General features: G+C 50.0%; 5 protein-coding genes and 1 pseudogene. All 6 read right to left on the reverse strand.

Annotated elements, in window-relative coordinates; genetic code table 11:
- Positions 1-7: 7 nt before the first annotated feature.
- A complete protein-coding gene (locus tag CIK93_RS05510) occupies positions 8-2,488 on the reverse strand; it encodes a glycoside hydrolase N-terminal domain-containing protein (RefSeq protein WP_094446796.1) in 2,481 nt (826 codons plus the stop codon).
- Between the two features lie 37 nt (positions 2,489-2,525).
- Positions 2,526-3,293, reverse strand: coding sequence for a hypothetical protein (locus CIK93_RS05515; protein ID WP_094446797.1), 768 nt, complete (start codon positions 3,291-3,293; stop codon positions 2,526-2,528).
- A gap of 140 nt (positions 3,294-3,433) precedes the next feature.
- The gene (locus CIK93_RS05520) at positions 3,434-5,980 is read right to left on the reverse strand and encodes a glycoside hydrolase family 9 protein (protein WP_094446798.1); all 2,547 of its coding nucleotides are present in this window, start codon (positions 5,978-5,980) and stop codon (positions 3,434-3,436) included.
- Positions 5,981-6,588: 608 nt separating this feature from the next.
- A complete protein-coding gene (locus CIK93_RS05525; protein ID WP_371597641.1) occupies positions 6,589-8,481 on the reverse strand; it encodes a glycoside hydrolase family 13 protein in 1,893 nt (630 codons plus the stop codon).
- Positions 8,482-8,545: 64 nt separating this feature from the next.
- Positions 8,546-9,372, reverse strand: a pseudogene (locus CIK93_RS05530) (alpha-1,6-glucosidase domain-containing protein); the annotation flags it as partial.
- Positions 9,373-9,423: 51 nt separating this feature from the next.
- A complete protein-coding gene (locus CIK93_RS05535) occupies positions 9,424-11,559 on the reverse strand; it encodes a glycoside hydrolase family 97 protein (RefSeq protein WP_094446800.1) in 2,136 nt (711 codons plus the stop codon).
- Positions 11,560-11,563 lie beyond the last annotated feature (4 nt).

Here is an 11,563-nt window from a genome sequence, read left to right on the forward strand (position 1 = left end):
CGATTGCTTATTTTGCAGTGATGGTAACAACCTGTCCGGGTTGCGTCATGATGTCGTATTCATAGACCGAAGGAATGTTTGCATCTACCCCATCGTCTATGCGTTTAGCCACAATGGGCTTTGCAATGACCGCAGGGGCATAGAGCATGTTTGGACATTGTCCCTTTGCTTTGCGTAGCTTCTTGCCTTTCAATGGCACAGCCGAACGCAGACGGAGCGTTCCGCCGATAGTAGAATGGATGGTAGCCTGTGTCAACTGATGGTTGTTCCATGTCATATCCACTTCAAATCCGCCTCGTGCACAAAGTCCGTTGATGCTTCCTTTCGTCCAATCATCGGGTAGGGCAGGCAAGAGATGCACCGCACCATCATGGCTCTGAATAAGCATTTCTGCCACACCAGCCGTTACACCGAAGTTTCCGTCAATTTGGAACGGCGGATGTGCATCGAAGAGGTTAGGGTAGGTGCGACCTTCCGGATACAGCGCCGCCAGTTTATCAGAAGGCAAAAGGTGCAACATGTTTCGTATAATACGAAATGCATGATTGCCATCGAGCATACGTGCCCAGAAGTTAACTTTCCATCCCAGGCTCCATCCTGTAGCCATATCGCCACGCTGATGCAGTGTGTTAGCAGCCGCACGGAACAGTTCTGGATGAGAGAAAGGCGATATCTGGTTTGAGGGATAAAGTCCGTAGAGGTGCGAGATATGTCTGTGCTCGTTGTGAGGGTCGTCAGCATCGATGAGCCATTCCTGTAGTTGTGCATATCGTCCGACGTGCATTGGAGGTAGCAAGTCCCTCATTTTCTTCATTTCCTGACGTAGCGGCTCGTCTATTGCGAGCACTTCAGAGGCCTGAATTGCATTCGACAGTGCATCGAAAGCAATCTGATTGTCCATGGTGCAACCAGCCGTTACCGCCGTATGCTTGCCTGTTGGTCCCTGTTCCGGGCTTACTGACGGCACTGCAACACGCCATGTTGTTCCCGGCATGGGTTGCAGATAGTCGAGATAGAACTCCGCTGCGCCCTTAATCACTGGATACCATTGCTTCAAAAAGTCCTTGTTGCCCGTGTAGAGATAGTGTTGCCAGAGATGTGTGGTGAGCCATGCCCCACCGTTGGGAAACATTCCCCATTGTGCTCCGTCTATTGGTCCTGCTATGCGCCAAATATCCGTATTGTGGTGAGCCATCCATCCTCGACATCCATACATCTGTTTTGCCGTTGTCGTGCCCGTGACGCTGAGGTCTTTGATCAGTGAGAACAGTGGTCCCACGGTGCTGCGTAGATTGGTCACCTCCGCCGGCCAGTAGTTCATTTCCGTATTGATATTGATGGTATATTTCGAGTCCCACGGTGCATGGGTATTATCGTTCCATACGCCCTGAAGGTTAGCAGCCTGTCCTCCCTCCTGCGATGATGCGATCAGGAGGTATCTGCCATAGTGGAACATGAGAGCCACCATTGCCATATCCTTGCTTTCTGCAAAGTGAAGCAGTCGTTGATCTGTGGGCAGCAAAGCGTTGCTGTCAGCATCGAGTGTGAGCTTCACGTTGCCAAACTGCCTTTTCCATTCCTTTTCGTGTTGTTCCAAGAGTTGGTTATAGGTGAGTGCTTCTGCAGCATTAAGCCATTCGTTATTGCGCTTTGCAGCGTTTCCCGATACATCGTGATAGTTGACGAAATTGGTAGCCGCGCTCAACAGCATGGTTACCTCCGATGCTTTTTCCACGTGTAAAGCATTCGCAGTGTTGCAACTGTCGTTCAAACATTTCTCCACGACCTTTCCATCGGTTCGAATCTCAGCCACACATTCAGCGGTGAGCGCTGCGTCAATGCCTTCCTGCTTGCATCCTTTCACGCTCATTGTAATCTGTTTGCCGTCAGCCTTTGTTGTATAGTCAAACGGTGCATCGAGTGTGGCTGTCATGTTGATAGCTCCTTTCCGATCCGCCGTCAGTCTTACCACGAGCACTTTGCTTGTCATTGAGGCAAACACGGTGCGTGTATAGTTCACGCCGTCAATCTTGAAATGTGTTTCCGCCACCGCACGGTCCAGTTGCAGATTGCGCTGATAGTCGGTAGCCTTACCGTTTCCGTCCATTTTCATCCGCAGATGTCCCATCGGCAGAAATCTCATACCGTGTGGTCCAACGATGAAGTCTTGGTTGATGAGCTTTGCAGCCTCCTCCTCTTTGCCGTTGAAAATGAGGTTGCGCACCTCCGCCAAGCGCCCCAGCGACCTTGTGCTGTTGTTTTGGTGAGGTCCGCCGCTCCAGAACGTCTCTTCGTTGAGTTGTATGGTCTCGTCGGTTGTACCTCCATAGACCATAGCGCCCAAGTGTGAATTGCCCACTGGCAATGCTTCAAGCCATTGCGTAGCCGGCCGATCGTACCATAGTTGCATAAGTTCACGGCGGTCGTCGCGTGCTGAAACAGCCACCGCCACGACCGCCGTGATAATCAGTGATAATGTTTTCTTCATATTTTTTTAATTTGTAGTATTTCGCATTGTTTCCACCTCATCGCCTTCTGCGAGTGGTGATGGTGAGCGTCTTTCCGCCCTCTTTCACCTCTTGGTTGCCTATTGCTGCGCCCACTCGGATAGTCACTGTACCGTTTTTCAGTTTTCTATCCGCCAGTATCGTCGCCGTATAGCGTATTCCGGCATTGGGCGAAATGCGCTCCACGTGGAGGTTTGGCGATATGTGGATGTGCTTATTGTTGCTCTCGTCGATGACGAGTGGTTGCACGTCATATACCGTTTCGTTGCTACAGTTCATGATTTCAAACTGTATGGTGCACTCATCTCCGGCACATACCACCTCATCCATTCCCGCATAGCTGATGCGTATTTTTCGTATGTCGAGTGTCGGCTCCGCTTTCGGTTGGTAGCTGTCCGTCTGCTGCATCTCCTTTGGTCCCTGTCCATCGAAGTCGATTACATCGTTGTTGCCTGTTGTATCCACGCTGTATGCGCTGTCGTCGTTAGGTTGCATGGGCTCACACCGTGGGTCGTAAACATCGGCATCGGCCTGTTGCTGCCGTCTGTTCTCCATTTCCTCCTTGTCGTCAGCCGCCTGTCCAACTGCAGCCCCGATAGCACCCCCGCCCGCCATGCCTATCACGGTTCCGATGTCGCTGCCTCTCGGTCCTCCGATAATGCCACCGATGGCAGAACCGAGGATCGTTCCAAACTGTGCTCCCACATAGGTTCCTACCGCAGCGTTGTTAGAGCAACTGCTCATCATGATAGTTGCTACTATGATTGCGAAAACTGTCTTTTTCATACTGTTACGTGTTATGATCTATTGTTTTTCGCAGGCAAAGTTAACAAATTTCTGTCAGATGGCAAGAAAAAATCCCCATCATTGCATAGGGGAATCCCTAATTCTGTAGCAATGATGGGGTCAGCTGTTACCCTGATGTATTATTTCATGAGGTGCTTAGCAGCGAGCACCAAGAACATATAGTCAGACGATCCGCCTCCCAACACATATTCTGTTTGCTGCCAGAGGTATGGAAATTCCAGCAGTTCGGGGAAGTCTGGGCGTATGATGGCTGTGCCCGAAACCACGCCACCCGGCACGTACGACCAGTCAGCGCGTGTAGTTCCGTAGGCCACGGTAGCCGACTTTGCACCCACACCCGATGCAAACGATGCCGTGTTGGAGCCCGGATGACATCCCAATATAAAGTCGAGTGCACTGTAAACCGGCTGTGGTTCGAACAGTTCGGGATAGTATTTTGTGAGATAGTAGTATTTCACACCGAAACTCTGAATACCCCATCCTGCTCCCCAGATGCTTGGTTCGTAGGGCACACCGTATGGAGTTTTCGCTGCTTCGTTCTTCATTTGTTCCACACAGGCAGGTAGTGCTTTGCGGAATGTTGCAGCAAAGCGACGTTCCTGCTTGTCGCCTTGTTGTTCCCACTGTCGTGCGAGTCGTGCCAGAATCGGTGCGCTTCTACCGATGTTCTTGATCACTGCCGCCTGATTTCGCAGGATGTAGTTGCGATAAACAGCATCACCAGTGGTCAGATAGAGTTCCACGGCAGCGTGCAGTTTAGCCCCAGCCACTGGTTCTTCGCGTGCAAAGAGTGCGCGTGCCATTTCCAGGCACTGTGCCGCCAAGGTATCGTTATGCAGTTTCAGCACTCGTGTGGCACCCGCCAGATGTGCAGCTGTAGTCAGGTCGCGCATTGGATTGTCCTCGGTATATACCCATCTGTCGTCATCGTTGCCTTTGATACCATCGGTCATGGCGGCAGCATCGCCCAGCATGGCATATTGCCTGAGGTCGTGACTGATGATGCCACGGTAGGGGCGGCCCAGTGCGCGATATGCTGCACATACCGACAATGCGCCGTGTTCTATCTGTTGCAGGATGTCGTTCTTACCGTCAGCTTGGTGAATCTCCGTCAGATGCTGCTGTTGATCGATGGTCGTCACATCTATTTCAGGCTTAAACTGCTCGTATATCATCGCCAGATTGTAGGCTTCGCCAATCTGCGACTCGATGCGAAGGTCCAGGTCGCCAGCATCGTGCCATCCGCCCACAGCCAGTCCATCCACCTCTTCTTCCTCAGCAAAAGGAGACAGTCCCGGTTTCTGATCATAGCCATCTATACCGTTTTCGTTGCGTGCCATGCGTGCATCGTCCATGTGACATCTGTCGTGCCAAACGCGATATTTCTCGTTGACCCTCATGTGACACATCTGATTAGGCAGGAAATATTCTATCACCGGTTGCCATACACCACGGTCAAACACGGTATCGTCGATTCTAAATAGCGACGACTGCACATTGCGATAGCGTATCTTGTAGAGTCCCGGAGTGACAATGTCAGAGAAATCGAGACGTGCATACTGGTAGCGCAGAAAATTTCCCCACTTGTTGAGTGGCATGGTGCGTACCACTTTCTCGCCTTCCGCGCCAATGTATATGAGTTCGGCAGCGCCCTCTGCACCGTCTCGGCTGTCCATTTCCACTACCGCCACCTTCTGTTGGTGAGTGAGATATCCCACCTGTGAGGTTTGTATCACGGGTTGGTAGCGCCATCCTTTCACCACAGTAGGTGTGATAATCCATTTGATAGCCCCTTTGGTTTTGCCCGCAGGAATCTCCGATCGTAACACAAACCAACCGTTGTTATGGTTCATGCGACCGTCGTAGAGCTTCAAATCTGCTGTCATGCTCTCTATCGTCACCTTATTGTAGTTGTCGTCAGGACGCGACACAAAGCGCCTGCCGACGCAGTATGGCTCGGCAATGATGTCGTCGGCAATGATAGGATTGTAGCCCTTATCGGTGCGCGTCAGGCGCTTGAAGTCAATGATCGATTTGCCTTTTTGGTGGAAATCGCCCGTGCGCAGATAGTTGGGTGTGGTTGTAGCGAGCGGAGAGTTCGGTTGCCGTGGGAAAATGCCCGATTGACTGTCCATCAGCCAAGGCTTTCCGAAGAGCGCCCCTGGATAGAATTCAAGGTTGAATCCCACTTTGCCCAACCATTCCTCTGGTATCGGACGATCTAAATCCACGGTTACTTCCACGTGGTTCCCCACAGCCTCAGTTGTTACCGTGTAGCGCAATTGCAGGTCGGGATATATCATCGGGTTGAAGCCCGTGAGGTGTCTTGACGAGTCTGGATAAGCCAGTTCAGCCACGATGGTGTTGCCTTTCGCCTCGCGTCGCAGTTGTTTCGGCACCGGTTGCCATTGTCCTGGAGTAGCTTCCATACGTATATCGCCGTTTGTTGCCACTCTGTTTCCGTTCATCAGGATAGACACTCCGCCTTGATGTCCCTCTGGATAGAAGTCGTAGAATGCCATCACATCGACTCCTTCACACTGGAAGTATCCACCTTCAGTCAGTTTAAAATCTTGTGCTTGAATACCAATGGCATATGCCAATGCGACAATCGTCGGTACGAAACTTCCGACATTAGTTTTGAATAGATGCTTATAATTCTTCATAGTGAGTAGGTTGTTCTATTGTGCTTGAAAGTAGTAGTATTGGACATGATCTGCGCTATTGCGCACCATCTTTAGTTATTTCGTTGCAAAGATACGCTTTTTCTATCAACTCCACAAGTATTTGAGGTTAAGTTACCATTCATTTGAAACATGATAAAAAAGGTTTGAAACAATAGTGCATGTCTCATGCTTTATTTCTTCACACTGTCCTTATGTCATTCATGTATGTTGTATGGTAGAGTGGTTGACGTTGCATACTTTGCCCTGCAATGCCATCTTTCTGTCTTGTCGATATTCTCTTTTTCAGCAAATCAAATTGATTTGCAGACCAAATCAAATTGATTTGCTAACCAAAATAAATTGATTTGCTGACCAAAGTAAATTGATTTGCTGAGTAAACTCATTGAAATTGCAGCGTAAATTGATATTTGCAGCTCACAAATGCTTGATACTTAGACAGCTTTCGGATTATGGCAAATCATCGTGAAAAGCATCCTTTTCACAGCGGCGCAATAGTACTTCGCTTGACGCACATCGTGATGTGGCGTAAAACCAAACATGCCCACCTTTGGTGAAAGGTGGGCATGAGTGTAGAGTATGCAGTGGAATTAAAATTCCAGAATCATCGTCTGACGTGGGCGGAGCTTCACATTCTTGTTGAGCGATACATGTCTGCCAGTGGTCACATCGGTGGCTTTGACCGTCTCGCCTATGATTTCAGCATAGCGCTTAACGTCGAGCTCGGCAGCTTCGCGCTTACCGTTGATCACGGTCATCACGCTCTTGCCCTTATACTGACGGGCTACGACATAGACACCCTTGTAGGTGATGAACTGAGTCTGACTGCCTTTGGTAATCACTTCGTTGCCCTTGCGCCAGTGGAGCAAGTTGCTAATCCAGCGGAACATATCGTTTTCCGCCTTTGTTCTACCTTCGGCAGTAAACGCGTTGTGCTTGTCTGAAGCCCATCCGCCAGGAAAATCCTGACGCACATAACCATCGGTAACAGTCTTCGTGCCGTTCATCATCACCTCGGTGCCATAGTAAAGTTGCGGTATGCGATTGATGGTAAGCAGCAGCGCCAATGCCTGTTTCAGTGCAACGGAATCTTTTCCCTCGCCCAAGAAACGGTCGGTATCGTGGTTTTCCACAAAAGCCATCACGCTTTTTGGATTTGGATAGAGGTAGTCGTAACACAACACATTATAGATGCGGTTCATGCCGTTCCACCATTCGTCGGTATCTTCGTTCTTCGCCTGATTGATGCGATCGAAGAAAGCAAAGTCCATCACAGTAGGCAGATAACTGTTCTTCTCAGACAACTTGCTATCTTTCTGCCATGCAGCTGTATAGGCAGGCTCGGTAACCCATGTTTCACCCACGGTGTTGAAATTAGGATATTCCTCGCCAAGCACTTTCATCCAGTGTGCCATAGCATCACGGTCAGCATAAGGATAGGTATCCATACGTATGCCATCAATGCCTACGGTCTCTATCCACCACTCGCTGTTTTGGATGAGATAACGTATCACATGGGTGTTGCGCTGGTTGAGGTCGGGCATAGAAGGCACGAACCATCCATCCACAGTCTCGTGCAGATCCACCTTGCTGGCGTATGGGTCGATCACTGGCGTCAGTTTATAACTGGTCTGGAGATACTTGTCGTTCACCTTAGCCACACCATCTATGGTGCCTATGTTCTTCTGATGCTCCGCAGTTTGATTTTCTGGAGCAAGCCATTCCGATGTGTTGAACCAGTCTTTCGATGGCATGTCAGCCACCCAAGGATGGAAATATCCGCAGTGGTTGAATATCATGTCCATCACAATCTTCAATCCTTTGCTGTGGGCTTCATCTGCCAAACGACGGTAGTCAGCGTTGGTGCCGAAGCGTGGATCTACGCGATAGTAGTCCGTAGTGGCATAGCCATGATAGCTACTGCTCTTTCCGTCGCTGGGACTGTCATTTTCCAAAACCGGTGTAAACCACAGTGCTGTGACACCCAGTTCGGTGAAATAGTCGAGATGTTGACGGATGCCTTCCAAGTCACCACCGTGGCGCAGACTGGGTGCCTGACGGTCGATGGTCTTATCGCGCATGGTCTTGTAGGCATTGTTGTTGGGGTTCCCATTTGCAAAACGGTCGGGCATCAGCATGTACAGTACGTCGGCATTGGTGAATCCCATGCGGCGTTCGCCCGCCATTTCGCGGTTTTTCAACATATATTTCACCTTCTTCTGCTGTTTGCCCACCTTGAAGTTGAGAGTCATCTCTCCTGCCTGTGCATCTTTCAGATTGAGATAAACCAGCAAGTAGTTGGGCGAGTCGAGTCGTATCAACGAGTCGATAGCCACACCGGGATAGTCGGTAGTGACGTTAGTCTCGCGGATATTGGGTCCATAGACCATCAGTTGCAGTGTTGCATCCTTCATGCCCACATACCAATCGGTGGGGTCTATGCGGTCTATCTTTACCGCAGCCGAAGCGGAAATCATGCTCATAAGCATCAAAAAGGATAAGAAAATTTGTTTTATTTCGATTGTCTCTTAGTTAAATTAGGTGTAGTTATTGACGGTAGAGAATCAGTGCCGACTGACCATCGACGGTAGTTTTACCACCGCTGACGGGCATGCCGATGCCTGCTTCACTAATCACTCCATTGCAGCAAGCCACGCGGTATTCACCTTCGGGAATATCGACAGTCTTGGTGTCGCGGTTGCCGTTTAGCACCACGATGATGTCTTTCCAGGTGTCAATGCCTTCCAGATCTTTCAACTGGAATGCAATGAGACAGTCCGAGGCGGTTAGGAATTGCAGATGGCGCACCACCCTTTCAGCCTTAGCGAGGCGGAAAGCAGGATGATTCTTACGCAGTTGTATTAGGTTGCGATAGTATTCAAACACCTGAGGATACTGCTTCAGGTTGTCCCAGTTGAACTCATTGATGCTGTCGGGCGATGAGAAACTGTTGTGAACACCCTTCTTGTGCGCAACATCTCCTCGCCAGCCAACATAAACGGAACGCCCTGAGAGGTGAAAACTGCCGTTTGTGCCAACAAATCGAGACGTATCAATTCCGCCGTGCGGTCGTCTTTTGACTTTGACGTATCGGTGAGGCTGGGCACACTTGTCTTCAGTCTATCCACCAGATACATATCGTCGTGACAGCTCACATAGCTGATTTGCTGCGTTGGATGGGTAGCCCAAGGCTTCTTGTCGTAGTTCACACGGGTCATATCCACCTGCGGGTGGGCTATACTGCCCACGATTCCGAACTTGATACTCTCTTCCTCGCCAGCGATACCTGCAAGGAATGCCCCCTTTGTATCATCAGAGAAAGGACCGCGAAGTCCGTCGCGCATATCGTCGCTGAAGGCTCCGATACCGTTCATCAGTGCAGATAGAATATATTTTCCATTCATATTGATTGCTTCAATAGGGGATTATTTAGCCATCAGCGAAATAGCAAAACCACCGCCACGTGCCTCTTTGATCTTCAGCACATCGCCACGCTTCACAGTCTTGTGGATAATCTGATAGGCTTTGGGATTACGCTCATAGTCGGCATCCTTACTATCCTGATAGATGGCGCAATCGTACTTACGACCCTTATCAAGGAAGTCCAGACGTACTACGGCGGTGCGTGCTTCGGCATCGGTCTTACCGCCAACAAACCAGTTGTCGGTGCCTTTGGCCTTGCGGGCTACGGTAATATACTTGGCAGGCTCTGCCTCAAGATACTTAGAGTCATCCCAGTCGCAAGCTACGTCGCGGATAAACTGGAAGGCATCATCATATTTCTCGTAGTGTTCGGGCAGGTCGGCTGCCATTTGCAATGGACTGTACATCACGAGATAGAGTGAGAGCTGACCGCAAAGGGTGGTGTGTACGAAACTTGTGTTACTGCTCCATTCAGAGAGTTTGGTTTCGAAAATACCGGGAGTGTAGTCCATCGGACCGCCTTGCAAACGGGTGAAGGGCAACATCACAGTATGGTAGGGCACACTACCGCCGAAAGCTTCATACTCGGTGCCGCGTGCGCTCTCGTTGCCTACAAGGTTAGGCCATGTGCGGCAGATACCTGTAGGACGTGTGGCTTCATGGGCATTGACCATGATATGATGCTTGGCAGCAGTCTCTATCACACGCTGGTAGTGGTTGTTGGTGAGTTGGCTGTAGTGGTATTCGCCACGTGGGATGATGTCGCCCACATAACCGGTTTTCACTGCATCATAACCATATTTGTTCATCAACTCAAAGGCTTTCTCCATGTGGCGCTCGTAGTTGAGAGTGGAAGCTGAGGTCTCGTGGTGCATCATCAATTTCACGCCTTTCGAGTGAGCATACTCGTTGAGGGCCTTGATGTCGAAGTCGGGATATGGAGTGACAAAGTCAAAGACATCCAATTTCTGATGGCCGAACCAGTCCTCCCAGCCTTCGTTCCATCCTTCCACAAGTACTTCCTGAAGTCCGTTCTTGGCTGCAAAGTCGATATAGCGCTTCACTTCTTCGTTTGTAGCACCGTGTGTACCGTTGGGCTTACACTTCTTATAGTTCGTTTGACCTAAGCGTACTGATGGAAGATCGTTGGTATAGCTCCATGTTTTAGTACCCACAATCATGTTCCACCATACTCCGCAGTATTTTGTGGGGTGAATCCATGAGGTGTCTTCTATCTTGCAAGGCTCGTTGAGGTTGAGCGTCAGCTTGCATGACAGCATGTCGCGGGCATCGTCGCTGACGAGGATGGTGCGCCACGGTGTGTTGAATGGAGTGTGGATGAATCCTTTGCGACCTACAGCATCAGGGGTGAGCCATGATTCAAAGACGAGGTTTTTATCGTCCAAATTCAGGTGCATCGTGGGATAATCAAGGCATGCTGCTTCGTGGATGTTGATATACAGACCGTCGGCAGTCTTCAGTTGGAGCGATGTCTGAACACCGGTGTCCGAGAATACTGTGGTCGATGAATTGTTCTTATAGCTTTCGCGATTCTTGGCAATGACCTCGCGAATGCCGGTAAGTGGAGTAATCTGGTATTCATACTCCTGTGTGTCGTAGTCGCCAGGAATCCAGTAAGCAGTGTGGTTGCCCGTCATGGCAAACTGAGTGTGCTCTTCTTCTATCACAAAATAGTTGAGCTGATTCTGTTGGGGAAACTCATAACGCAGTCCCATGCCGTAGTCATAGACCCGGAAACGAATGGTCATGTCGCGACCAGATGTGGGCTGGTTGAGGCATACCGCCATTTCGTTGTAGTGGTTGCGGATAGTGGCTGTCTCTCCCCAAACGGGGCGCCATGTCTCGTCGAAAGTAGAGGTTTGGGTGTCCTTCACCTTGAAACCTTCCATGAGGTCGGTTTCATTCATACCTTTCGACGCATGTTTGTCGCATGCAAGAGCCAGTCCAAGGTGTGAGGGATTAACCACTTTCTTGCCTTTATACGACATCTCATAGGTCGGTTGACCTTGTTCTGTCAGCGAGAAGGTCAGTGTGACATTGCCATTGGGTGATGTCACAGTCTGCGCAGCTACCATCATGGGCAGCAGCGCAAGTACAGTCATTATTGTTTTCAGCATGTGG

This window comes from Prevotella sp. P3-92 (assembly GCF_002251205.1).
In the GTDB taxonomy this organism is placed as follows: domain Bacteria; phylum Bacteroidota; class Bacteroidia; order Bacteroidales; family Bacteroidaceae; genus Prevotella.

Bases quoted from the DNA above. Each gene is read 5' to 3' on its own strand.
- CIK93_RS05515 (WP_094446797.1), bottom strand. From the start codon at position 3,293: ATGAAAAAGACAGTTTTCGCAATCATAGTAGCAACTATCATGATGAGC.
- CIK93_RS05510 (WP_094446796.1), bottom strand. From the start codon at position 2,488: ATGAAGAAAACATTATCACTGATTATCACGGCGGTCGTGGCGGTGGCT.
- CIK93_RS05520 (WP_094446798.1), bottom strand. From the start codon at position 5,980: ATGAAGAATTATAAGCATCTATTCAAAACTAATGTCGGAAGTTTCGTA.
- CIK93_RS05535 (WP_094446800.1), bottom strand. From the start codon at position 11,559: ATGCTGAAAACAATAATGACTGTACTTGCGCTGCTGCCCATGATGGTA.
- CIK93_RS05525 (WP_371597641.1), bottom strand. From the start codon at position 8,481: ATGAGCATGATTTCCGCTTCGGCTGCGGTAAAGATAGACCGCATAGAC.